At 43.6% G+C, this 26,126-nt stretch carries 21 protein-coding genes; 10 read left to right on the top strand and 11 right to left on the bottom strand.

Annotation, left to right across the window (positions count from 1 at the left end; all coding sequences use genetic code 11):
• Window positions 1-24: 24 nt before the first annotated feature.
• From gspL to purF, 6 genes are all read left to right on the top strand, one after another.
• A complete protein-coding gene (gene gspL / locus ACI2IW_RS00870) occupies window positions 25-1,296 on the top strand; it encodes a type II secretion system protein GspL (RefSeq protein WP_404692330.1) in 1,272 nt (423 codons plus the stop codon).
• A 32-nt stretch (window positions 1,297-1,328) separates the two neighbouring features.
• Window positions 1,329-1,898, top strand: coding sequence for a type II secretion system protein GspM (gene gspM, locus ACI2IW_RS00865; protein ID WP_404692329.1), 570 nt, complete (start codon window positions 1,329-1,331; stop codon window positions 1,896-1,898).
• 224 nt (window positions 1,899-2,122) lie between these two features.
• Window positions 2,123-2,524: a DUF4870 family protein gene (locus tag ACI2IW_RS00860; RefSeq protein ID WP_404692328.1), complete on the top strand. Its 402-nt coding sequence runs from the start codon at window positions 2,123-2,125 to the stop codon at window positions 2,522-2,524.
• 214 nt (window positions 2,525-2,738) lie between these two features.
• The gene (locus ACI2IW_RS00855; protein WP_404692327.1) at window positions 2,739-3,773 is read left to right on the top strand and encodes a quinone-dependent dihydroorotate dehydrogenase; all 1,035 of its coding nucleotides are present in this window, start codon (window positions 2,739-2,741) and stop codon (window positions 3,771-3,773) included.
• A 30-nt stretch (window positions 3,774-3,803) separates the two neighbouring features.
• On the top strand, window positions 3,804-4,301 hold the full coding sequence (locus ACI2IW_RS00850; protein WP_057759516.1) for a CvpA family protein: 498 nt from the start codon (window positions 3,804-3,806) through the stop codon (window positions 4,299-4,301).
• Window positions 4,302-4,537: 236 nt separating this feature from the next.
• Window positions 4,538-6,073 (top strand): amidophosphoribosyltransferase, encoded by a 1,536-nt coding sequence (purF, locus tag ACI2IW_RS00845; RefSeq protein ID WP_101205374.1) that lies wholly within the window; start codon window positions 4,538-4,540, stop codon window positions 6,071-6,073.
• A 119-nt stretch (window positions 6,074-6,192) separates the two neighbouring features.
• On the opposite strand, the gene ACI2IW_RS00840 is transcribed toward purF, so the two are convergent.
• From ACI2IW_RS00840 to yajC, 6 genes are all read right to left on the bottom strand, one after another.
• Window positions 6,193-6,552, bottom strand: a complete 360-nt coding sequence (locus ACI2IW_RS00840) for an AzlD domain-containing protein (protein WP_201572597.1) — start codon at window positions 6,550-6,552, stop codon at window positions 6,193-6,195.
• A complete protein-coding gene (locus ACI2IW_RS00835; RefSeq protein WP_160020848.1) occupies window positions 6,542-7,273 on the bottom strand; it encodes an AzlC family ABC transporter permease in 732 nt (243 codons plus the stop codon). Before ACI2IW_RS00835 ends, ACI2IW_RS00840 begins: the two co-directional genes overlap by 11 nt.
• 155 nt (window positions 7,274-7,428) lie before the next feature.
• Window positions 7,429-8,835 (bottom strand): MATE family efflux transporter, encoded by a 1,407-nt coding sequence (locus tag ACI2IW_RS00830; RefSeq protein WP_404692326.1) that lies wholly within the window; start codon window positions 8,833-8,835, stop codon window positions 7,429-7,431.
• 231 nt (window positions 8,836-9,066) lie between these two features.
• Entirely contained in the window at window positions 9,067-10,329 is a 1,263-nt protein-coding gene (secF, locus tag ACI2IW_RS00825) for a protein translocase subunit SecF (RefSeq protein WP_102077945.1), read from the bottom strand.
• A 9-nt stretch (window positions 10,330-10,338) separates the two neighbouring features.
• On the bottom strand, window positions 10,339-12,216 hold the full coding sequence (gene secD / locus ACI2IW_RS00820; RefSeq protein WP_101205370.1) for a protein translocase subunit SecD: 1,878 nt from the start codon (window positions 12,214-12,216) through the stop codon (window positions 10,339-10,341).
• A gap of 378 nt (window positions 12,217-12,594) precedes the next feature.
• Complete coding sequence (gene yajC, locus ACI2IW_RS00815; protein ID WP_057759529.1) at window positions 12,595-12,924, bottom strand: preprotein translocase subunit YajC; 330 nt, start codon at window positions 12,922-12,924, stop codon at window positions 12,595-12,597.
• A gap of 547 nt (window positions 12,925-13,471) precedes the next feature.
• On the opposite strand from yajC, the gene ACI2IW_RS00810 reads away from it, so the two are divergent.
• The 3 genes from ACI2IW_RS00810 (at window position 13,472) to ACI2IW_RS00800 (ending at window position 18,884) form a co-directional block, all read left to right on the top strand.
• On the top strand, window positions 13,472-14,770 hold the full coding sequence (locus tag ACI2IW_RS00810; RefSeq protein ID WP_102090979.1) for a CNNM domain-containing protein: 1,299 nt from the start codon (window positions 13,472-13,474) through the stop codon (window positions 14,768-14,770).
• Between the two features lie 385 nt (window positions 14,771-15,155).
• Window positions 15,156-15,650, top strand: a complete 495-nt coding sequence (locus tag ACI2IW_RS00805; RefSeq protein ID WP_101205368.1) for a hypothetical protein — start codon at window positions 15,156-15,158, stop codon at window positions 15,648-15,650.
• Window positions 15,651-15,893: 243 nt separating this feature from the next.
• On the top strand, window positions 15,894-18,884 hold the full coding sequence (locus tag ACI2IW_RS00800; protein ID WP_404692325.1) for a LysM peptidoglycan-binding domain-containing protein: 2,991 nt from the start codon (window positions 15,894-15,896) through the stop codon (window positions 18,882-18,884).
• Window positions 18,885-19,048: 164 nt separating this feature from the next.
• On the opposite strand, the gene ACI2IW_RS00795 is transcribed toward ACI2IW_RS00800, so the two are convergent.
• Window positions 19,049-20,257 (bottom strand): transglycosylase SLT domain-containing protein, encoded by a 1,209-nt coding sequence (locus ACI2IW_RS00795; RefSeq protein WP_404692324.1) that lies wholly within the window; start codon window positions 20,255-20,257, stop codon window positions 19,049-19,051.
• Between the two features lie 1,079 nt (window positions 20,258-21,336).
• Entirely contained in the window at window positions 21,337-22,161 is an 825-nt protein-coding gene (locus ACI2IW_RS00790) for a Nif3-like dinuclear metal center hexameric protein (RefSeq protein ID WP_404692323.1), read from the bottom strand.
• A 380-nt stretch (window positions 22,162-22,541) separates the two neighbouring features.
• On the opposite strand from ACI2IW_RS00790, the gene ACI2IW_RS00785 reads away from it, so the two are divergent.
• Entirely contained in the window at window positions 22,542-23,867 is a 1,326-nt protein-coding gene (locus ACI2IW_RS00785) for a S1C family serine protease (protein WP_404692322.1), read from the top strand.
• Between the two features lie 190 nt (window positions 23,868-24,057).
• Here ACI2IW_RS00785 and yfaE read toward each other — a convergent pair whose 3' ends face one another.
• The 3 genes from yfaE to ACI2IW_RS00770 all read right to left on the bottom strand — a co-directional run bounded on the left by yfaE (window position 24,058) and on the right by ACI2IW_RS00770 (window position 26,101).
• Window positions 24,058-24,327 (bottom strand): class I ribonucleotide reductase maintenance protein YfaE, encoded by a 270-nt coding sequence (gene yfaE / locus ACI2IW_RS00780; RefSeq protein ID WP_057759542.1) that lies wholly within the window; start codon window positions 24,325-24,327, stop codon window positions 24,058-24,060.
• Window positions 24,328-24,498: 171 nt separating this feature from the next.
• Entirely contained in the window at window positions 24,499-25,632 is a 1,134-nt protein-coding gene (gene nrdB, locus ACI2IW_RS00775) for a class Ia ribonucleoside-diphosphate reductase subunit beta (RefSeq protein ID WP_057759544.1), read from the bottom strand.
• 97 nt (window positions 25,633-25,729) lie between these two features.
• Window positions 25,730-26,101 (bottom strand): hypothetical protein, encoded by a 372-nt coding sequence (locus ACI2IW_RS00770; RefSeq protein ID WP_404692321.1) that lies wholly within the window; start codon window positions 26,099-26,101, stop codon window positions 25,730-25,732.
• Window positions 26,102-26,126 lie beyond the last annotated feature (25 nt).

Below are 26,126 nucleotides of genomic sequence, written 5' to 3'. Positions count from 1 at the left end.
CAGCAATAATTGAGGACACGTTTAGTGTTACATGTTTGGTTACGAGCGCAGCATAGCCCGCTAGCTGTCTGGCACGAAGATGTACAGCAATGGCAAATGGTTGATGGTTGGCAACAGCTGCAAACAATCTATGGTAACTATAAGTCCAGTAGCCAAAAGGCGCTTTGTCTATATTTTCCCTCAAGTCATGCGTTGCAAGTGGACACGGCGCTCAATGCTGCTCAGCTTAAACAGCTTGGTAATAGCGGCAAGCAGTACTTATTTGAAGAAACGTCATTAACGCCTATTGAGCAATTGAACATCCGTCAATTGAGCCATGTTGATACGACGCAACTGTACGCACTGGCACAAAACGATATTGAGTCATGGCAACAAAGCGCGCAGCTAGCCGGTATGAATATAGTAGCATTACTGCCAGATTTTTTATTGTTGCCACCGCCAGAAGAGGGCGCAGGTCAACAAGTGACCCTTTATCAAGATTCGCAGACTATGCTGCTGCGCCAATCATTGCGTCAGGGTATGGCCGTCAGCTATTTGCCGTTAATGTTTGAGCGTTTCCCGCATTTGAGTGAGGTAATGGTACAGCCGTCTATTGAGGCAGCTATTGACGCATCGGTCGACTCACTAGATTCATCATCGTCCATGGATTTAGTGGCGCAAACTAAAGCGCTGATCGCTGATCATCAGCTGCTACTGACGATCCTACCTACAGTACCTAAGCCAATTGACAGTCCCGAACGTCACGCGCTTAATTTCTTTATGAAATCTACTGACTCACAATTATCACCATACCTACGGGTGGCGATGATGGTTGCGCTATCAGCGTTAGTACTGCAAATGGCAACCGATGGTGTGCAGTGGTACAAGTATAATGAAGCGACCGCAGCAACCAAGACTGCAATTGCGGCACAGTATCAATCTTGGTTCGCCGATGAGCCACTGAGTACGCGCACCAAACTGCAAGTACAGCTGCAACCAAAACTGCGTAGTGATAGCCAAGCGCCTGCATCACATATGGCCGCACTGTCGCGCATATCACCATTGATTAAACAGTCCTCATTGCATGCACAGTCACTGGTCATGCAGCCATCAGCGCTCAGTTTCACCTTGATTGCCCCAGATCGCGGTAGTCTTGATAAATTTACGAGTACACTGGTAGCACAAGGCTTAAATGCCAAACTTGCGCAAGTGAATAGTAATGAGCAAGGTCAGTTTAGTGGTCAAGTCACCGTCAATGTGGTAGAAAACAATATTGTAGAAAGCAGCGACATGGCAAATAATGCGGCAGCGTCGTAACTCATCAAGGTATTGGTAATAAAGGTCAAAACATGAAACGATTACAACGCCGTACCAAACGTCATGCAGCGGTCTCTGCAACCAGTACTAAGGCTCATGTATTCTCAGAGCGTATGAATAATTATCAAAATATACTCACGACGCGCTGGCAAACATTGCCTCCCCGTGATCAGCTAGCATTAGCTATATTGTCTATATTTTTACTGTTGTTTATTGGCGGCTATGGTGGCTATAGCGTTCATCAAGCAGCGAGCGATAGTAAGAGTGACTATCAGGAACAAGTGGCGGATTATTTTTGGTTGCGTGCTCAAGCAGGTAATATTGATAGTAGTGCATTGAATTCTGGTAACAACGCTACTGGAGAGGTTGATATGCCGCCTGCTAGTCGTATCAATGCGCTGCTCAATAACTCAGGTATAGCAGGTGCTCAGGTGGTTGCGACTGGTGATGCAGTGCAGCTGAGCTTTACGCATCCTAGTCAAGCGGTTGTCAGCACTGCACTGGGTAAGCTTGAACAGCAAGGTTGGCAATTTATACAGCTATCTATGCAGCAAGACCTGACCAATAAATCTATACAGGTACAAGCAACGGTCACTTCTTAAAATGCATCATTTTGTGATAAATATTTTAGATGCTTATGTCAGAAATTTTAGATACTTATATCACTGTATACTTAGTACTCGACACTCAATCCTCGACAGCAAAATAATGCTTTATCGTTGGTATCATTGAAAAGCCATTTATCTGGCTCCATTAAATAGTTAATCATATGACTATCGAACAAAAATATTACCAGTAAGGAAAACCTCACATAATGCGGGACAGTATGAGCAACGATAAGCGCCGTTCTTTAATTACTTATAACCACATCACTTATTTCTTATATGTGATCAGCTACTTTACCGCTGGTCTATTGTGGATTGTGCCGATTGTCATGAACTATGCTAAGCGCCATGATGCTAATGGGTCATGGTTAGCCACGCATTTCGATTGGCAAATCAAGACCTTTTGGTACAGTATCGTTTGGTTCGTCATTGGCATTATTTTGATTACCTTTGCACTAGGCGGCTTTGGCGTTAGCTTATTGGCGGATAGTGGCAATATTGTTATTGGCTCAATATTATTAGCTGGTCTTGGTTTGCTCATTATGACCTTTACCTTTATCTGGCATTTATATCGCATTATACGTGGTTGGATTGCGTTAACTGATGGACGTCCAGTACCGTAGACGTTTAATAGTACCTTTGTGCTATGTCTTTAGCTTAGAAAGCGGCAGCTTATCGTTATTTAGCAGAGACTCATCAGCATTGGTTACTGCTTAAATGTAGAAATTTAGCGACTGAAACTTTGCTCTTATTTCTGTTAAGCTGATATAATCGCTGCGCCCGATTTCATTCGCATTTTTTATTCACTATTTCTTCCAAGCAGGGTCTGCCATCACTATGTCTTATGCCTTACTTCGTCCTTTTTTGTTTAATATGGATCCCGAACACGCCCATGAGATGACGCTATCTTTATTGGATAAAGCGCATAAAGCGCGTGTTTTAGGCTTGGCGTATGGTCAGTCAATGCAACCAACAGACTGTATGGGTTTGCAGTTCTCTAACCCAGTTGGTCTGGCCGCAGGCTTGGACAAAAACGGCGATTATATTGATGCGCTGGCTGAGTTGGGATTTGGTTTTATAGAAGTAGGAACCGTCACGCCAAGACCGCAAGTAGGCAATGACAAGCCAAGACTATTTAGAATCAAGCAAGCAGACGCAATTATCAATCGTATGGGCTTTAACAATGAAGGCGTTGATTATCTAATCGAGAATGTCAAACGCTGTAAATACAAAGGCAATATCGGTATCAATATTGGTAAAAATGCCGATACGCCGGTAGAGCAAGCCGCCGATGATTATGTGTATTGCTTAGAGCGTGTGTATCCGCATGCCTCATACATCACGGTCAACATCTCATCGCCAAACACCAAAAATTTACGTGATTTGCAAAGTGGTGAAGCACTGACTCAGTTGATGGATACGATTAAAAACCGTCACAGTCAGTTGGCTACTGAATATGGTTTCTATGTCCCATTAGTGCTTAAGGTTGCTCCAGATCTAGAGCCATTACAAGTTGATTATATCTCGCAGCAATTAATAGACTTTGAGATTGATGGTTTGATTGCGACCAATACAACACTAAGCCGCATAGGTGTCGAAGACTTGCGTGATGGCGACCAAATGGGCGGCTTATCTGGTCGTCCTGTGAGTCATATTAGTACCCAGATTTTGCAACAATTCTCTGATCAGTTAGATGGTAAAGTCGCTTTGATAGGCGTGGGTGGTATCGATAGTGGTGCCAAAGCCATCAAAAAAATCGAAGCAGGCGCAGACATGGTACAGCTCTATACGGGGCTTATTTATCGTGGTCCTGGACTGGTGCAGTCTTGCATTCAGGCAATCGGTGGCTATTACGATGCCATGGAAAGTTAATCCAATAAATAAGGTAATAAGGCGTAGAGCATGAGTGGTTTAGATATTGTGATTGCTATTGTTGTCTTGATTGGCTTATGGCGCGGCTTTCAAGTAGGACTGATTAAAACAGCGATAGGCTTGGTAGGTTGGTTTATCGCCCTTATCGCTGCTACTAGGCTGGCAGGAGTGGTGTCGCCCCAATTGACGGGTATCGTACAAAATCCTGTACTACAGATGGCAATGGCTTTTTTATTGGTAGTGATTGCGATCTTGGCAATCATGCATCTGATGGCGTTTGTATTCTCAGGCGTGCTCAAAACCTTACGTTTGGGCGTCTTGGACAAAATGGCGGGCGGCGTATTGGGTGCTGCCAAAAACGTATTGATGGTCTTGGTTGTACTGAGCGTCAGTGCGCCATTGCTAGTACAGATGCCGCAGTGGCAAACCTCAGTACTAGCGCCAGAGCTAATGCCATATGCACCGATGGGCAAGGCGTTGGTATCAGATGTGTTAGGCATGGCTTGGGATCAGGTCAATCAGTCGTAACTGTTTAATTGCCTATTATTTTATCTAATTGTCTATTATTTTACTTCTTTTTATACTTCTAAATGTTTGCACGTGTCATTGATAATCAAACATAGATTATCGAAAAATCTCGTTAAGTTTCTTACAATATCATCAGGTTAGCGGCGTGCGACAGTGAGTGATTTTAGCAATATACTGTCGTTAAGTTTGCCGTTATTGTCGTACTAATGTATGAGTCAAAATAGGATATAGCTATTATGTGTGGAGTCATTGGAGTTGCAGCTCACGAACCAGTCAATCAGATTCTTTATGACGGTTTGACGATGCTACAGCATCGCGGGCAAGATGCAGCAGGTATTGTCACTTTGCAAGATGGGCGACTCTATCTACGTAAAGAAAATGGCATGGTACGTGACGTATTTATGAATCGTCATATGATGAAACTGGTTGGTAAGTTTGGTATCGGTCACGTTCGTTACCCGACAGCTGGTACTTCTAGCAGCGCTGAAGCGCAGCCATTTTATGTCAACTCACCATATGGTATTACCCTTGCGCATAATGGTAACTTGACCAATGCTGAGAGTTTGGCCAAATCTTTGTATATCGAAGATCGCCGCCACCTTAATACTGACTCAGATTCTGAAGTACTGTTAAACGTACTGGCACATGAGATGCAGAATCTAGGCAAAACCCATCCAACGGCTGATGATATCTTTGAAGCAGTAAAAGCTGTCTATAAACGCTGTGAAGGTGCTTACGGCGTTGTCGCTCTGATCACGGGTCATGGCTTACTGGCGTTCCGCGATCCAAACGGTATCCGTCCACTTATCTTTGGTAAGCGTATGGCACCGAATGGCGGCACTGAGTACATGGTTGCTTCTGAATCAGTTGCATTAACAGGTTCTGGCTTCACTATCGTTCGTGATGTAAAACCAGGCGAAGCGATTTTTATTGATTTAAACCATAAGCTGCATACGCATCAGTGCGTCGAGCAAAAAGAATACACGCCTTGTATCTTTGAATATGTGTACTTTGCTCGTCCAGATTCGATTATGGACAATATCTCAGTTTATAAATCTCGCCTACGTATGGGTGAAAAACTGGCAGATAAAATCCTTGCTGAATGGGGTGAAGATCACGATATCGACGTGGTCATTCCAATTCCAGACACGTCGCGTACTTCAGCGATGGAGCTGGCGCTAAAAATGAACGTCAAGTACCGTGAAGGGTTTATGAAAAACCGCTACATCGGTCGTACGTTTATTATGCCAGGTCAGCAGCAGCGTAAAAAATCAGTTCGCCAGAAACTCAGCGCTGTGCCGCTAGAGTTCAAAGGCAAAAACGTACTGTTGGTTGATGATTCTATCGTTCGTGGTACGACCTGTCATGAAATTATTCAAATGGCACGAGATGCTGGTGCTAACAAGGTATTTTTTGCCAGTGCTGCGCCACCAGTGAAATTTCCAAACGTATATGGCATTGATATGCCCGTACGTAGCGAGCTTATTGCCTCAGGCAATAGTGTTGAAGAAGTGCGTGATATCATCGGCGCAGATCGTTTGATTTTCCAAGATTTGGATGATTTGATTGACGCAGTAAAAGACACCAAACACAGCCGAGTGGAAGGTTTTGATTGTGCGGTATTTAACGGCTGCTACATCACTGGTCAGATCAATGAAGCGTATCTCGATCACCTGCAAGAGCAGCGTAACGATACTGCCAAAACGGGTAAAAAAGGCGTACAAATAGTGGCTGATACCCCAGTTGACATGATGGGTGTGGAAGAACTTTAAGTCGTATTGAAGTCATTATTTTCAGATAACAAAAAGCTAGATTCTATTTAAAATCTAGCTTTTTTATGTTTAAAGTATAGCTAAGGGTGCTGGCGTTTATATAAATGGGCGAAACAGTTTTAGCCTAAAAAACTGCTAAATAACCAAAACAGACCATTGATTGCTGCGATACCGACAACCATACTGACCAAAAGCTGACGGCTGATATGATAAATAAACAATACCAAAATAAGTGCGCCGATTTGTGCCATTAATAGATGTAATTCAGTGTCGCTTAAAGCAACAGTCGTCGATATGTCTTGATAAGAGAGGCTAGTTAAAATTAACAGTACCATCACTGATAATGGCAAACTCTCATTTAATCGGTGTAGCCAAGGTGTATCGAGTAGCTTTCTAGGTATCAGTGCGGGTAGCGCACGAGTGATAAAGGTCACTGCTGCCATGGCAAGCGTAGCAAAAATAAGATAACTACTGGTCATAAGAGTCTCCCGTCTTTTGACGCTCTATCCAAAACCCACGTACCAAAATCATCAACATACAGATAGTGATGGCTACTAGTAGCAACCAGTCACTGGTAAATAGCGAAGCAATGATTAAGCCAAGCACGGCAATACCAATCGGGAAGTAGCGTTTGATACTCTGAAATTGCTCATAAGCAAGAATTGCAAACAGACAAACCAACGCAAAATCTAAATTTGGCACCAAGTCACTGAGCGTACTACCAATCATTACGCCAACCGTACTCGCGAGCACCCACCAGCTTTGGTTAAATAGGCTGATAGGAAGTATCAGCGCTCGTCGCGACTCATTTGGTAAGCTGGTCATGATCGAAAAAGTCTCGTCGGTCAACGCAAACAAACAATACGTCTTGGCCAGCTTGTTTTTTGGTAAATACTGTAATAACGGCATACCATAGAATACATGACGTAGATTAATCGCAGCAATATTGGTGGCGATATTGCCAATCGGTAGGCCAGCGCTCAGCATTGGCAGACAAGCATACTGAGCTGCACCAGCATAGAGAACGATACTGAGCATAATCGTTGCCCATATCGGGATACCTGCTACCTGTGCGAGTACACCAAAGGCAATACCTGCAGGCAGATATCCCATAGCAACTGGCAAGCTTTTCTTAAAGCCCTCAGCCCAGTGGTAGCGGTTTTCATGTTGATGGCTTAATTCATTTGAATGAGTATTCACATGACATCCTAAATTTTTCTTATGATATTTTTATAAATCTATCGATATAAAAATTATTGATTCAAACGGTATTGCTGCAAAATTAAAAAGTGAAAGACGAGCTTAATAAAAACGTTCTATCGAAAATTGATAGAGCAAACATAGTATAAAATTAACTAAGCTTCAGGTTGTAGTTTTTCATAGCTGTCAGTCTGATTGGCACGGTACAAAAACCCACCTAGGATGACTAGTCTTAATAATAATAGACACCACACGCTAAGCCAAATACCAGTCATATCCCATTGCTGATAGAGCACCCAGCTCAATGGGAAGAAAATAGCAGCCAGTATCAGCGCCGCATTACGGATCACACTACCAGCCGTTAAACCAAAAAATATCCCATCCAGCCAATAGGCTCCAACCCCGACAAGAGGCAATAATACGGCATATAAATGGTAGTCATAGGCGAGGGTAAACACCGACTCAATATTGGTCATAAATCCTAAATACGTAGGCATCGAAAGCCACCAAATGGCGCTCAACATCATAGCGAGGCCATAGCTAACCACGCCTGTACGCTTTATGATAATACGAAACCGTGGCCAATCGCGACGTCCTGCAGCTTGTCCACTTAACGTTTCAGCAGAAACAGCGACGCCATCTAAAGCGAAGGCAGATATGCTTAATACTTGCAATAAAATAGCGTTAGCAGCCAGTATGACATCTCCGCTTTGCGCAGACAGTCGAGTAATCCAAGCAAAGCTTAGCGTTAAGATAAGGGTACGTACGAAGATATCTTTGTTTAAAGAAAATAGCCTAAGCATTTTTTCTTTCGTAAAATATTGTCGATCCGCTTTGAACAATACAGACCACGATACTTTTAAATATTGGCGGCTCAACCATACTGCCATCATTATCCCAAACCAAAATGCGATAGTGGTTCCCAGTGCGACACCAGCCAATCCCATCTGCATTACAAATACAAAAAACAGAGTCAGTACGATATTAAGTACAGCAATAAAGCCCTGCTGATAAAGCATATAACGGGTCTTACCTTGTCCTGCAAACCAACCAATAAATGCAAAATTCATCAGCTCCGCGATCACGCCCCAAAAGCGTACGTCTAAGTAGGTCTTCGCCGCGCGGCCACTCTCAGGATTGGCTGATAGTGCTTGTAAGCCAAAATCAATCAGCCATGGCTTTGCAAGTAGTAATATTGCTCCGATAACAAAGGCCAATAGTAACGCGCGTTGTAAGATAGACAGCAAAGGCGTGGGCACTGATACAGCTGATGCATTGCTAGTATTATTAGCTAATTGTCCCAATGCCTGCGCAGCAAGCCCAGATGATGCATACTGCAAAAAGTTGAAACTAACAAGCAATAGCGACAGCAGCTGTATGGCCAAACCCATGCCAGCAAGTTTCGCTGTGTCATTCATATTGCCAACAATGGCCGTATCAATAACGCTCTGCAATGGCATGGCCAAATTGGCTAGCAGTACAGGCAATGCAATCGCGACAATACGCTTATAGCTTGTGTCAATAGGTGGCATCGCGTGAGAAGGTGCGGATTTAGCTGACATGGGTGACTCGTTTATACGTGAACGATAAAGAGGTATATTCGTTAAATAATAATAAAATTGTAAGGCAGTACATTTAATGTAAGAGACAAAATAGCTATAAAGACAAAAGCACCTAGACTCATTATTCATAAGTCAGGTGCTCTTATTTAAACGTTGTATCTGTGCAATCAGTAATTATATAGAATGTGATAACACGCTATTTCAGCGTATTAATCCATCTAATATACCTTACTAAACGTTGTCTTGCTCAAACATTTTTGGATCGTTGAAAGTAACGATTTCTTCTTCAAACTCTGGTTTTACTTTTACGATAAAGTCATCACGCGATAGACCCATGCGCAGCGGAATCGAGCTGGCAATATAAGTCGATGAGTAAGTACCCGCAAGCAAACCAATAAACAGAGCTACTGAGAACCAGTATAGTCCATCACCGCCCAAGAAGAGCATAGCTAGTACGACCAATAGAACAGTTGAGATGGTCATAATCGTACGGCGTAGCGTCTCGGTCAATGACAAATCAATCGTCTGTTCTGGCGTAATTCCGCGAACACGGCGGAAGTTTTCACGAATACGGTCATAGACAACGATGGTATCGTTCAATGAATAACCAATCAATGCCAATACCGCAGCCAATACCGTCAGGTCAAAGGGGAAGCCGAATAGTGCAAATACACCGATGGTTACGACGGCATCATGGAACAGTGACAGTACAGCACCTAGAGACAATTTGAACTGGAATCGTAGGGCAACATAGCCGAGCATACAAACCAGTGCCAACACCAATGCCATGACTGAGTTTAGATAAACCTCATTACCAACTTGGCTACCAATGATATTTACGTTGCTAATCGTAGCGGTATTGCTAGGTAGTGCCAATGCTTGCGTCAGATTTGCGCTTAGTCCATCGACGTTATCAGACTGAGGAGGTAGACGTACCAATAGCTCTTCACGCGTACCTAGATACTGTACAACCGCATCATCGAAGCCATTGTCTGCTAGTGCTTGTACAACAGCAACTTGCTCAACAGGCTGCTCATAACGAACATCAGCAGAGACACCACCAGTAAAATCAAGACCTAAGTTCAGACCATTTACCGCGATAGCAATGATACTACCGATCACCATAAATAAAGATAGTAGTGCCATCGGCTTTTCTATCTTCATAAATGGAATGATACGTTGGTTGCCAACTGCCTTGATGCCACCTTCAGCGACAGCTGCGGCATCATCAGCGGCGTCACCTGATATTACGTCAGAATCAACAGCGGTAGACAGTGCTTGACTGTCTTCGGCATTTTGACCTTTACCACCGCGACGACTAGAGCTTTTACCTGACTTTGCGGTAGTAGGGTTATTGGTTTTAGTATTGCTACCTTTACCATCACGACGCGGTTTGTTACGGCGACGCGTACTTGCATTGGTCGTGTCACCGTTTGAGCCATTTCGATCAGGATTATTCTGCTGTTCTAAAGGGTTGTTATTATCGATCGCCATAATATTCTCCTAACCGATGCTCAGACTTTTGATGGATTTACGCTTACCATAAGCAATTTGTACCAGTGCACGTGTCACCAAAATAGCGGTGAATAGCGAGCTGACAATACCAATAGCTAGCGTAATCGCAAAGCCTTTAATCGGACCAGTACCAATCGCAAATAGGATAAACGCGACCAATAAGGTTGTAATGTTGGCATCAAAAATACTGCTAAATGCGCGATCGAAACCTGCCACAATGGCTGATTTTGGCCGCACACCATTGGCAATCTCTTCTCGTATTCGCTCAAAGATCAGCACGTTGGCATCAACTGCCATACCAATGGTCAAAACGATACCTGCGATACCCGGTAGGGTAAGTGATGAACCTAAAATTGACATAATCGCAATGATAATAATAACGTTAACGGCTAGCGCAACGTTGGCAATCACACCGAACAGACGATAGAAGATAATCATAAACGCGAAGACTAATAGATAGCCGACTTGCGTAGAGAACAATCCTTTATCAATGTTTTCTTGACCGAGTGATGGACCAATAGTGCGCTCTTCTACGAAATACATCGGTGCAGCAAGTGCGCCCGAGCGTAGCAATAGCGCAAGCTCAGCTGCTTCAGCACTACTATCTAAACCAGTAATACGGAATGATGAACCCAATACCGCTTGAATGTTGGCGCGGTTGATGACTTTGGTTTCAGCATAAGGTGTGCGTACTTCAGTCGTCTCACCAGTCGCTGGATCTTCTTCGTAAGTGATTCTTTGTTTGTTTTCTATGAACAATACAGCCATCTGTTGGCCAACCGCTGTACGTGTGGCGTTCTGCATAAGCTTACCGCCAGCACTGTCCAAGGTAATACTTACTTCAGGTAGACCGCTTTCATCCAAGCCAGTTTGCGCGTTGGTTACTTTGTCCCCGGTGACAATCGCTTGACGATCTAACAATACAGGAGGACCATCGAGTGTTTCGAATGGGAATGCCTCTGTACCTGCTGGAGGTATGCCGCCAGTATAGGTATCGGCGTCTTCTGCCACCATACGGAACTCAAGGTTTGCAGTACGACCAAGCACACGTTTTGCTTCAGCAGTATCTTGTACACCAGGTAGCTCAACGACGATACGGCTAGCACCTTGCGACTGTACCAAAGCTTCGGTAACACCCAACTCAGCAATACGGTTACGTAAAGTCGTTAAGTTCTGGTTGACCGCGTAGCTATTGATTTCGTCAAGTGTCGCATCGTTATACGATAAAACCAATGCAGGACCTTGATCATCAATAGAAGACTGCAAGTTAAACGTATTGCTCATTGAGCCTTGTAATACGTTTTGGGCACGGTTACGAGTATCAGTATCAGCAAAATGCAATACCACGCCGCGATCTTCGGTCTTGATACCTTTAATTGCTACTCGCTCAGCACGTAGCTCACGTCGCATATCACGACTGGCACTGGTCAAACGCTGTTCAAGCGCCTTGTCCATATCGACTTCGAGTACAAAGCGTACACCACCACGCAAATCGAGACCAAGCTTCATCGGTCTTGCACCGATATCGCGTAGCCACTGCGGGGTAGTCTGTGCTAGGTTAAGGGCAACGACATAGTCTTCGCCCAAGTTTTGACGTAGCACTTCTTGCGCTTTTAGCTGATCGACTGGATTGTTGAGGCGTACCAGCGCGCTGTTTCCCTCAAACGTACCATCGTGGTTATCTAGACCTGCCTCTTCGAGTAAGCTTTGAGACTCGGTTAAGATGCCTTCAGATAGCTGAGTTCCTGCGGCTGCGCTCGTAATCTGCACAGCAGGTTCGTCAGGATAAAGGTTGGGGGCAGCATATAGACCGGCAACGAGTAGCACGACGGCAATTAGTAAGTATTTCCAAGCGGGATATTGCATAATCACTTCTTTAAGTTGATAAACGACTGGCGACGTAGGCCACAAGTTAGCAGATGGGAAGTTAGCGATAGCAACGGTCGAGTGCTATGTTCAGCAGCCGTCATCATGCACCATTGCGATCATCCGCGATGATAGTAACGCATAAAACAGTAAAGCAAATAATACAGATGTCTGTTTATCTGGTCACCAAAAATCATATGGCTGACTTGGATAAAGATAGGACATCTAAACAGTAAGCCTAATTTATATAGCAATTTTACCTTACTGTGTTAATAGTGAAAAATGACCGTAAATTATATACGGTCATTTTTTAGTCATTACATTCATTAATGTGACGACTATTGAATGTTCACTAATAAAAACCAGTGAACATTCTCATTAGACGCTTTCGATCGTGCCAGCAGGCAATACTGAAATAACAGAAGCACGTTGTACTTTCACGTCAGTATTGTTGTTTAGGCTCACAACGGCATAATCGCCTTCGATTGCTTTGATACGACCCATTAAGCCACCAGCAAAAATGATTTCACTACCAACGGTCAATGCGTTAACCATGGCACGGTGCTCTTTAGTACGCTTAGACTGCGGGCGAATGACCAAGAAGTAAAAAATCGCAAAAAACGCAACAGGCAGTAAAATCTGACCGAATAGACCTGCAGCACCTGCAGTCTCTGGTGCAGCATGGGCAGCTTGAATAAATAAGCTCATAATATCTCTCAGTAAGTCATAGACAATAATAAAATTAGACGCATAGTAACAAAAAATCCCAGACTTGGTAACTGTTAATCATAGGCTGAGCGTGTTTTTCTTAGCGTAAGGCATACTATCAGCCAACGGATAGGACAACAATGTTTTTACTATATTCAGATAACCCATATAAAGCCTCAGCTTAAATAGCTGTCATGAATTGGCTAGTAAAGATGTCGTCATACAACCGTTAATAGTAGGGCAATAAAAGTCATCAAAAAACAAAAACTTAAAAATGGTGACTTATTGTGAAATGGTATCATCAATGCTACTATCAAATGGCAATGATTGCATGGATTTAGTATGCTATATATTGAAGCATAATACGGCTTATTGAAGCATAGTATGGCTTTGAAATAGCGATTAAATCAGCTTTGAGTAACTATTTATACGATAGACAGATATTTTTTATTACTTTGTTAAAGATAATCTAAAAATCGATATAAATTGCTCATGACATTATCTTCCTTTTACTCTTTTTAGGTTACCTAACTTGTTCACCACTTTTATGTTTGTACCTCGTTTATGTCGTCCGCGCGCTCATCGTAAAGACGCATCTGCAGAACCTCCCCCGAGAATGACTACTAGTTCTCGATTTGGTTATACTTCTTTTTCAGCACTATCTGCATTGGCAATTCTTATGCTACCGCAGGCAGTGTGGGCAGCTGGTGCTGTATCAACATCCAGCGAGGCGGCAGCACCAACTGCGCTTAGCGTTTCTTTATTGATATTTTTTGTCTTACTCGCTATTGGCGTCTCTTTTGTCTGTTCATTAGCAGAATCTGTTCTGCTGAGCATGACGCCATCGTTTATTGCGGATGTGCAAGAAACCAGTCCAAAAAAAGCAGAAATGCTTAAAAGCCTGAAGGTGGATAATATTGATCAGTCGCTAGCTGCTATTTTAACGTTAAATACCGTTGCCCATACACTTGGCTCTATCGGTGCTGGTGCACAGGCCACAATCGTCTTTGGTAGTGCGTGGTTTGGTCTGTTTTCTGCCCTCATGACGCTTGCTATCTTATTCTTGTCTGAGATTATCCCAAAAACTTTGGGTACAGTTTACTGGCGTCAGCTAAGTGGTTTGGTTGCTTATTTCGTTCGTGGCATCATCATGCTGCTATACCCGTTAATTTGGTTCTCAGAGCGTCTGACGAAACTATTGGTACGCGGTAAAGAGCCGCAAACATTTAGTCGCCGTGAGTTTGCTGCTCTTGCTAGTATTGGTGAAGAGTCGGGTCAAATTGACCCACTAGAGTCACGTATCATTCGTAACTTGCTTGCATTTGGCGCGATTAAAGTCGAAGACATCATGACCCCGCGGTCAGTGATGCTTGCATTCGAAGAGAATAAAACCGTCGCTGAGCTATTGGTTGATCGTCCGAAGCTGACATTTTCTCGCTTGCCAATCTATGATGGTGATTTGGATAACATTACAGGCTTTGTCCTAAAAACGGACATGCTGTTGGCTAAAGTTAACCATGCTATGCATAAGCCGTTGACGCAATTTCAACGAGACATCACTTTTGTCTTCTCTAAAATGAAGCTGTTTGATTTGTTAGAGTTGATGCTAAAAAATCGTATTCATATTGCGATTACAGTCGGCGAATATGGTGAAGTTAAAGGGCTTGTAACGTTAGAAGATGTGTTTGAGACATTGTTAGGTCTTGAAATTGTCGATGAGATAGACCGCGTCGAAGACATGCAGGCCTTGGCACGTCAGATGATGGACAGACGGGTAGAGCGTTTGGGTATGAAGCTCAGCGATGATGAGCAATATGAAGACAGTAACAACGAACCTAAGTCCTAACGAAGCTTTAACGATGCCTTCATGAAGCCAAACTATAACGTTGACAGTTTAACCATAAGTATTGATGGTTCTAAAGATTGATGGTTTAAAAATGGTCAGCTCATTATGGGCTGACTATCAAGCTAGAGCCACAAAGTATATAGTTATTATGGCTAGAATCTGCAGCATAAAATGTTAAGAGTATTTGATTTGATAGCCTGTGTTTTTATTCGCAATAATTACACAGGGTGTCACATGGCTGTGAGAATTCGATGATAGGCTCGGCATATGATATGAGTATACTTATATAGATATATCTATACAGACACACTGCCAAAATAAATGATAAAAGAGCGTTAATCGTCACTATATGACACTAACGAAAAAAATATCGCTAAGGATTATCATGAAAAAATTATTGGGAAATAGGCTATTAGCTCTATTGGTGAAAAGCGCCAGCATCACTGCAATCGTAGCAGTAGCCAGCACCATCAGTATCAATGCACAAGCGGCAACTATGACCGAAGATTTGGTACAGAACTATGCCGCCGCAATGAAAGCATCAGCGAATAGCCAAAGTATCAATCAGGTATCGCGCCTAGTATCGGACGACGCGCTTATTTCTTTATCTAGAAAAGGAAAGTCTACCAGTTTAGATAAAGATGCGTACTTAAAGCTGCTTCAAAACAGCTGGAATGATACGTCTAATTATCGCTATGATATTTCGGTAGACAACGTAGTTATTACTGGTTCACAAGCCAAAGCCAATGTGACGACCAATGAGAGCTGGGTAAAAAATGGTCAGCAAGTATCATTTGTTACCACATCTCGTGTGACCTTAACCTTGTCTACTGGTAATGCAGTGCTCTTGCGCGCAGTATCACAGGTGGCTATTAATTAAGTCATCATCGATCAAGCAAGACTCAAAATACAATAAGTCATATAAGCAATAGCTAATCTAACTGGCTGAGATTCTAACTTATAAAGGGTTTTAGTTGGTTAAACAGTTCTTACTTAATTTTATAGGCTACTTGAGCGTCTATTATTATCTTTTATATTAGGCTAGTCTTTGCTTTACATTGCATACTATACTATCCATCAACTTTATCTTATTAATTTCTGTCGTTAGGAAACCTCCAATATCATGTCTACTGTGCTATCACACTCTCGCTCATTTATTGCGTTGCCATTGACGCTTGCGGTATCCACTTTACTGATTAGTGCGTGTAGCAATACATCAGCGGTAAAAAACAAAGGTGCGACCAATAGCTCATCTGTCATCACCAAAAGTCCTGCCAGTCAAGGGGCTAATACAGGTAGTGCAGACTACTCAACTGCGTTTTTGGACGCAGAGAGTTTGGATGAGTTGGCTGACTTGTTAGAAGCCACTGACATGACCATGGTAGAAGGTAACCAGCTTGCTATTCAGCAATATGGTGATTTGTGGAATCGTCTACGCGCAGGCTACCGCATGAATGGTGGTAAGCCAATCTATAATCAGCGTATTGAAGGTCAAAAAAGCTGGTTTACCAGTAGACAGGATTATCTAAATCGCCTAACTGCACGTGCCAGTCGTTATATCTATCATACGGTACGAGAGGCAGAGCGTCGCAATATCCCAACAGAGCTTGCCTTGTTACCAGTTATCGAGAGCTCTTACGATCCAAGTGGTACGAGTAGTGCGGCAGCTGCGGGCTTATGGCAGTTTATTCCAAGTACGGGCCGTATTTATGGCTTGAACCAAAGCAGTACTTATGATGGTCGCCGTGATGTTATTGAATCGACACGTGCTGCCTATGACTTTTTGACAGCACTGCACAACCAGTTTGGTAGTTGGGAGCTAGCATTGGCTGCTTATAACGCTGGCCCTGGCCGTGTACAGAAAGCAATCGATGCCAACGCAGCGCGCGGACTGCCAACAGACTATTGGTCACTTCAACTACCGACTGAAACGATGAACTATGTGCCGCGTTTCTTAGCCGTAGCCGAAATCGTTGCCAAGCCTGAGCAGTATGGTGTGTATCTACCAGCTATCGCTAACCGTCAGCATTTCCGTAGTGTACCAGTTAACTATGGTGTGAGCTTGGCGGAAGTATCGCAGTTGACTGGAGTCAGCTATGATGAGCTAGAGCGCCTAAATACTGCACTGACATCAGGCCGTGTTGACTCTTCAGGTCCACAGCGTGTCATCATTCCTAACGACGTCAGCCTCAATGCCGATGCCAAATTAAGTGGGCTCAGAGGTAACGGTACAGGTAATGTACTTGCATCGAACAATGCAGGTAGCTCAAGCACGACAGCGACTACGCCAAGCTATAATAACAAACCATATACTGCCTCATCTCTACCATCTACTGGTAGCGCATTGGCTGATTATGCGGCTAGCGCAAGTGTACCTCAGCAGACTACCAGCTATATCTCACCATCTGCGACGCCAACTAGCAGCTCGGTATACAGTGGCAATTCTTCAGCTCGTACTGAGCCACCACTGACCACAGCAGAGACCAACAAAATCAATGCTGAGCTTAAGAGCAGTAACAGTCTACCGACTACCTCAGCTCAAATTACTCAGAACAATACGATTGTCCAAGAGCCACCGCTTAGCAAAGAAGAGCGTGATTTCATCGCCAATCAGATCCGTAGAAATACTTCTGAGACCAATGTTATCAATGCTGATGGCAACATTAACCTATCAGCCGTACAGACGCAGCAGTCTATCTTAGAAGCGAGCGGCGCAGAGAAAAAACTTAGCTTTGCTAAAACCTCGGTAAGTAAGCCAAAACCTCAAGGCACTCGTACCACTTATACGGTAAAACGTGGCGATACGCTTTCGAACATTGCGAGCCGAGCAGGGGTTAGCTGGCGTGATATCGCAGAATGGAACCAGATAGATGCCAGTGCCAATCTGCTCTCTGGCAGCACGTTATATCTATATGACGCCAAGACTATCGAGCCATTAAGTACTGCTAATAACGCCGCCGCTAGTCAGCCTGACAGTTATGTTGTACAAGGTGGTGATACGCTTATTGGTACGGCCAATCGTTTTGGGTTATCGGTCACTCAGCTAGCCAGCTATAACAACCTGAGCAGCCGTGCTGATCTGCTCAGAGGTCAGAAACTATGGCTCATACCGGGTAAAGTGACTACACCTGCGACGACACCTGCAGCGCCTTCTACCAAGCCGAGTAAATCAAGCACTGCGACCAAAAACTATAAAGTAAAAGCAGGGGACGGATTAATTGCATTGGCACGTCAATTCAATGTGTCGACAAATACTTTAGCCAGTCTCAACGGTATCAACAGCACAAGTTCGCTATATGTTGGTCAGACGCTTAAAGTGCCAGCCAGTGTTGATTTCGATGCTACAAGTACGACAAGTGCTAGTAGTAGTAACAGCTCAAGCTCGGTCGCGACCACCAATTACAAAGTAAAATCAGGTGATACGCTGATTGGTATTGCGAACAGCATCGGAGTGAGTGCAACGGAGCTGGCTGCAGTAAATAGCAATTTTGATGCAAAGGCTCGCTTGCAACGTGGTCAAACGATTAAAGTTCCTGCTACTAAAGAGTTGGTTGACCGTCAGCTGAATGACAAAGCGGTCAGCTACAAAGTAAAATCAGGTGATACGCTAACGGGTGTCGCTAAACGTTACAATATTGGCTTAAGTGATTTGGCATCAGCGAATAACTTGAATACCAACTCGAATCTGATATTGGGCCGTACTATTACCATCCCTGCTAGCGGCAGTGTGGCAAGTGCATCTAGTAGCAGCCAAAGCAGCAGCTCTGCTAGTAGCAGCAATAGTAGCTCAGCAAGTAGTGGTACGAAATTAGGTAACACTGAAAGCTACAAAGTTAAATCTGGCGATGGCCTAATTGCTCTAGCACGTCAGTTTGGCATATCGGTAGAGGATTTGGCAGCGACCAATGATCTAGCGACCAATGCACAACTACAACGCGGCCAAACGCTTAAAGTACCAAAAGCGACAGTAAGCTACACGGTTGGCTCGGGTGATAGCTTGATTGGTTTAGCACGCAAATATGGTGTCTCAACACAAGAGCTGGCTGATATGAACAATATCGCCGCTGATACGATGTTGCAGCGTGGTCAGCGTCTGACAGTTCCAAATCGTTAATGAATAAGATATTAATGGATACCGTTTACATAAGGCGTCATTAATATTAATCATTAATCGTATCGCACAAAAAAGCTGCTCTTTATAAGAGCAGCTTTTTTTATTTAACAAGAATAAATAACTGTGAAAGTTTAGCTTGCAAATTGCCTAGTAATATTTACAGACTAGACAGTCTGAGTTTTAATAGTCTCAAGATAGCTTCTGATGTTACTGACATAGTGCATGGCTTGACCATAGCGGCTATTCGACGCTCTATTGTCTGCTAAATAAGCATAGACATTCGCCCAGCTCTTATCATCGATACCTTGAGCTCGTAGTTCACGTTGGATTCTTTTTACCGCATTGGGACCCATGTTATAACCTGCAAGGGCAAACCAGATACGGTCAGTTTTTGGCACATCAGAGAAATCTGCTTTCACTTGCTCTAGATAGCGTGCACCGCCACCAATGCTTTGGTAAGGATCGACACGGTCTGAGACGCCCATCGCTTTTGCAGTGTTATTGGTCAGCATCATTAACCCGCGTACGCCAGTCGGCGACACAGCATTGGCATCAAGGTGTGACTCTTGATAACCCATCGCGACCAGCAGTTCCCAATCGTGATTGTAATTACGTGCTTGCTCTTCAAACGAAGACTGATAGTCCGGTAACTTTTCTGTCAACGTTCTCTGGAAGTGATCCTGACTATAGGCATCTTTAAGCAAGTTTTGATTGTAGAACGCAGCAAGTTTTTGTGTGTTTTGTAGCTTAATACTATCGCACAAAAAGTAACTGGCCTTTCTTGATAGTGGATCATTGGATGAGCTAAATGTCCAACTTACCTTAGGATGTAGACCGTTCTTAGTCAGACTAGAGTCATAACCGCAGCTGACATTGATAGACGATAGATTCAGCTGACTTTTTAGCTTGGTGCTAGCCGTAGTCAACGCCATGTCAGCGTTGCCGGTTCTTAGTGCTTTTAGCGCCGCTTCTTCACTGGCATAGGCTTTTAGATTGATATCGACACCGAGCTCGTCGGCATAAGTGCGCACCAGATCAAACCCAAAACCATGTTGGAAGCCATCGGTAGCAAAGTAAGTGCTATCGCCAGGCACCGCAGCAATGGTCAAGGTGTTTTCCAGCATGACGTTGTCATAAGCTGGTACCGATGTGTTCATGGTCGTCAAACTCTCAGCGGGCAACGAGAGTAGAGCGATGCTAGAGATTTGTGCCAGCTTCTTGGTTCTGGCAAAATGATTAGACGAAATAGGGGTAACGGATGAAACGATGTTACTTTTGGTGTTCAGTAGGCGTTTAGATGGACGCAGTAAATAAGAAATACGGCGTTTGGCCCCTTGCGCAGATACTTTTACACGATAAGTAATACGCTGCATGGATGTCTCCTGATTTTAGCCATCCTTCTTACCGCAAAAACACGAATAAATATATGTGCATAATATTGACATATATCGATATCGTATCTCAAATAGAGTGGCATTTTTAATAGGATAAATGCCGCTCTATCTTGTTTGACTATAGCGCCACTAGCGTACTCTCTCTAAGAGTTAGTGGGATAGTTTGTCGTCAGCCAGCTATCGATATGTCATAAGAGCATTCTAAACCATGTTTATAAGTACTGGTTTAAAATACTGAATGCACAACGACGCGAAGGATATAAATCAGATGATTCCTTCATCGATAACTAAATATGGCTAGTGGCCAAACAACTATATATCAAACATAGGTAAGGTCATGATTAAGTTATTGAGACAAAAACATAGCTTGAAACATTGATGTAAAGTTTTGCCAATGAGGCAAATACATTTATCTGTTTTAACTATGCTAACTTTGATGGCTGGCTATACTTTGAATCACTAATATTAAGTTACTAGTAATAGGATAGCTGGCTACTAAAGTTGTTTGTCCAGCAACGAGGGTAAGCAAAATAACCAGAATTGATAGTTTATAGCTGTCTATCAAACTGACTATGTCATACCGTCATCGCGACACCAAAAATAAAAAATACCATGCCGCTAACATATATAGTGCAAACATAGTATTTCAATGGGTAGCGGTTTAAAACCTCATCACTGATATAGCATGATAAAGTCTTAAACAACTACCAGCATTATTTTAGTGCCATAACCGGAAGCTGTAATAATGGGAAGTTTCATGACAAAACGTTCTTTCTTACGGGTAGTAATATGCGGTTACTAATTGCATTATTCAAGTGGAATTAAGAAAAAAGCGATAAAACTTAACAATTGAGATATAAACGGTTAATTTTCCAGATATTTGGTACATAATAATCAAAAATAGAATAACAAAGTTTAAATAGTAGTCAAACTAGACTTTATGCTTATGGTGTGACTATAGCATTAGCAAGTCTAGTTTGGCTTTTAAATTACCATTTCCTTTATAAGCTTTTCTCTATCAATGACAGCCGTTTAAAATGGCTTTTTAAGTGGTTAGTTTATGCTGGATTTTCGATATCGATAAAAGTAACTGGCAGACCAAATTTTTGAGCGACTATCTCTCCTAACGCCTGAATACCGCCACGCTCCGTTGCATGATGACCACAAGCAAAATAGTCAATCCCAAGCTCGCGCGCGCTATGTGTGGTACGCTCAGATATCTCACCAGAGATAAACGCATCACAGCCCATGCTAGCCGCTTGCTCAATCATGTCTTGCGCACCGCCTGTACATATACCCACACGTTCGATCAGCCTGCCATTTGTCTGAGCAGAAGCGTCTGTATGATACTCAGCTGAGATATGTAATGGCGCGCGACCTAAAGCTTGAGTAATGGTTGAAATGAGATCGTCAGCACTTTGAGGTGTGCAAGTAGCGATATTGCCCACAGGATGGGATTCGGTAGGATAGAGCGCACCAGTAATCGTCATGCCGAGCATGTCAGCAAGTTTTGCGTTGTTGCCAGAGATTGGGTGTGCATCAAGCGGTAGATGATAGCCAATCATAGAAATACCGTTTTGCATCAGCTTGCGCACGCGTCGACCTTTCATCCCAGTGAGCGTAGCAGGTTCGCCTTTCCAGAAGTATCCATGATGTACCATAATCGCATCGGCATTGTCAGCGATGGCAGCATCTATCAAGGCTTCACAAGCCGTGACACCAGTGACGATACGTTGAATCGGGCGTCCACCATCGATTTGTAGACCATTTGGCGCATAGTCTTTAAACGCGCTGGTAGATAAGTAGTCGTCACAGAACTGTGTCAATGCCTGAGCGCTAATGCTTTGAGTATTGGATTCAGCTGTCGTATGATTTGCAGTCATTATGTTTTCCTGTCATCAATAAAATGTATGTCGTAAGGTGCTATAGATTAACTAAGCAAAAATTATGTATTATCTATCATGTTTGAGAGTGTTTGGTTTTGGGCTTCTCGCTTTATGTTCAATTCTCAAGATGCTTAAGTGTCGAGCATCGTAAAAGTTATTTTAACATGCCGTTGTAAGCAAGCAGACAAGCTGGATAACTGAAATGGTACACGATACGTTACTATTTACTGGTATTGCGGTTATAATTTATACACGTGAGTCTGCCTAGCTGTATAGCATTTGTCCATCCTATGAATGGGTCAACACTAGCTAAGCGGTCGCTATTATCTCACTTCGTTTTTCACTGTCTGTTTGCAATAAATTTATAGAGGTTTTATATGTCGTCATCCCGGAACACCAATAACAAGGCGTCTTTATTAAAATGGTTACCTTGGGTCTTATTGCTGCTAGTGTTGGCAGCGTTTATCTGGTTGTTCACGAGTATGAAATCGACGTCGGAGGCTACATGGGAGCCGCCGAGAACCCCGCCTGCGGAGCAGCAAGCAGCAGAGCCAGTGTCGGACACGCCAGCGCCTATCTCTTCTTATCATAATGCAGTGGCGCGTGCGTCGCAGTCTGTAGTCAATATCTATACGACGCAAACGATGACCGAGCATCCTTATATGGATGATCCCGTACTACGCCGGTTTTTTGAATATCATGGTGGCCCATCACAAGAGCAGGGCAATACCAATTTAGGCTCTGGTGTGATCGTATCAGAAGACGGTTATATCGTGACCAATGCCCATGTGATCGAAAAGGCCGATGAAATCACAGTCGCGTTCAATGATGGTCGTAAGAGTCGTGCCAGAATCATCGGTACAGATCCTGATAGTGATCTAGCTGTGATCAAGGTTGATATGACAGGGCTGACACCACTTGGCTTTCGCGAAGATCCGATTCGTGTGGGCGATTTGGCACTAGCAATTGGTAATCCATTCGGTGTGGGTCAGACAGTGACGCAGGGGATTATCTCAGCGACTGGTCGTACTGGACTGGGCGTCAATAAGTTTGAAGACTTTATCCAGACCGATGCGGCGATCAATCCGGGTAACTCAGGCGGCGCACTGGTCGATGCTCACGGTGAGCTAGTCGGTATCAACACCGTCATATTCTCGCGCTCTGGTGGCTCGATGGGCATTGGCTTTGCCATTCCAACGGCACTGGTTGAGCAAGTGATGAATGCCTTGATCAAAGACGGCCGTGTCAGTCGTGGCTGGTTGGGTATCGAGATTCAGTCACAGCTACGTGACCCAACACAGTTAGAGACGTCAACAGGCGTAGAAGTACTAAACGTCATTGATAACAGTCCAGCGGCGAAAAGCGGTCTACGTGTCGGTGATATCGTCCTAACCATCGACGATGTCGAGATGACAGATGCCAATACTTTGATTCAGTATGTTGCTCGAAAACCACCAAATACTGAACTGGATGCGCAAATATTGCGTCAAGGTAAAAATGCCCAAGTAAAAATCATGTTAGAAGAGCGTCCAGCACAAGAACCACTTGAGCGTCCTGTCGTACTACAAAATGAGAGCATGGGCGGAATGGAGCAACCAAACATTCAAGGTGATGAAGAAACGCCAATGATGTCAAAGGCAGAGCGTGATCGTATGCGTGAAGAGCTGATGAAACTGTTTGAACAAGATGCCGCGTCGCAGTAAGTCGTAGGTTCTTCTTACCACTAGGTGCTGCTTCATAATTTGTATATGAGACAGTACATGCATTTAGCTGATAACATAAAAAAGCGCGCTCCTTATCTAAAGGAGCGCGCTTTTTGTTGGAGCTGATTTCTTGAAACTAAAAGCAAACAGCTAACTTTGCTTACTTATAGCCTTTATGCTTACAACCCTGCTATAACTTTTCAATAGGGTCATGATTGATATAAATGACACCTTGCACACGGCAACAGCAAGGCAGGATCTCATCTTCTTCAATCATCGCCAGTGGGTCAAATGGATAATCGACCGTATGCGAGCTAGCAATACGTTTGACTCGGCAGCTACCACAGTAGCCTTCGCGGCACTGATAGTTTACGTCGTGTCCGGTGCGTAGCAGTCCATCTAGCAGACTCTCGTCATCATGTAGATAGAACTGCTTTTTACTGGTCATTACCCAAGTCATCGTGAATCCTATTGGGATATGTCTGTGCTATTACTATCCCTACTGTTAACCCATAAGACGATTACAGCGATAGAAATTTTATAACTTCAAGTTTCTATCGCTTAAGCCTTTATCATTCCAAGCTTTTATAATTTAAAGCCTTTCTAGCTCAAAGCTCTTACAACTCAGCTCTTATAATTCAAAGTCATCAAAATCACTATCCGATAAGTCAGAGTCAATCTGACCAACCAAGTACGAGCTAATCTCAGTCTCTTGCGGTGCTACTTGCACATTGTCAGACGACAACCACGTATTAATCCACGGGATTGGGTTTGACTTTGAGTTCGGGAACGCCGCTGGCAAGCCGACAGTTTCCATACGTAAGTTGGTGATGTATTCGATATATTGGCAGAGAATGTCTTTATTTAGACCAATCATTGAGCCATCTTTGAACAGATAGCCTGCCCATTCTTTTTCTTGCTCAGCAGCTTTACGGAAGATTTCAATGCTTTCTTCATAGCACTCTGCGGCAATTTCGACCATCTCAGGATCGTCACGACCGTTGCGCATCAGGTTCAGCATGTGCTGTGTACCAGTCAAATGCAGCGCTTCATCACGAGCGATTAGCTTGATGATTTTGGCATTACCTTCCATCAATTTACGCTCAGCAAAGGCAAATGAGCAGGCAAACGATACATAGAAACGAATGGCTTCTAGAACGTTGACCGCCATAATACATAGATACATCTGCTTTTTGAGTGATCTCAAATCAACCGTCACTTGCTCGCCATTGATATTGTGCGTACCTGGACCGTATAGGCTATATAGCTGCGAGTTGCGGTACAGCTCATCGTAGTACTGAGCGATATCAGAAGCACGGCCTAAGATGTGCTCGTTTTGCATAATGTCATCAAAGATAATATTTGGGTCATTGACGATATTACGAATGATATGCGTATAGCTGCGTGAGTGAATAGTCTCAGAGAATGACCATGTCTCAATCCACGTCTCAAGCTCAGGGATAGACACCAGTGGTAGTAGCACCACGTTTGGACTACGACCTTGGATCGAGTCGAGTAGGGTCTGGTACTTGAGGTTGCTCAAAAATATATGCTGCTCATGCGAGGACAGATTGCTAAAGTCGATACGATCGCGTGATACATCGACTTCTTCTGGACGCCAAAAGAACGATAGCTGCTTTTCAATCAATTGCTCAAAGATAGGGTGTTTTTGTTGATCATAGCGCGCCACATTGACGGGCTGACCAAAGAACATCGGCTCTTTTAGCGCATTGTTTGGCGTTTGAGAAAAAATCGAGTAAGTCATGGGACTGCCTTTATAATTGATACGGTTATTAATTTATAGGGGTTTGACTGGTTTTGATTTGAGGTTATGACACGTTTTTGGATTATAGCGTTTCAGCTTAGAGGTTCTCTAGTGATATCTGTGACGACTCTTGTCCATCGTTCATATAGGCTTTGAATATCTCGCTCAGCTCACTATCATCGAGTGCTTCTAGTTCATCAAGCGCGCTTTTGCGTAGGGTGCTCACATCAGACTCTTCTGCTGCTATTTTTAAGTCTTTTTTAGCCGCTCTCGATACTGGTTTTTTGACTGCTTTTGCCACAGCCTTTTTGGTGACGGCTGCCTTTGGTGCTTCATCCACACCTAACTGCTGACGCACGTCTGCAATATCAACCTCGACTTGTACGATATGCGAGCCACCATCGTTTAGGTCTGAAAATACGTTTGGGATAAACAAACCACCGTCTTTGATGATTGCGGTATAGTGCACATGACCTCCGTCGTTTTAGTTCTGT

Source organism: Psychrobacter sp. NPDC078501, from assembly GCF_044900935.1.
Lineage (GTDB): Bacteria > Pseudomonadota > Gammaproteobacteria > Pseudomonadales > Moraxellaceae > Psychrobacter.
This window is presented reverse-complemented; position numbering and strand designations above follow the sequence as displayed.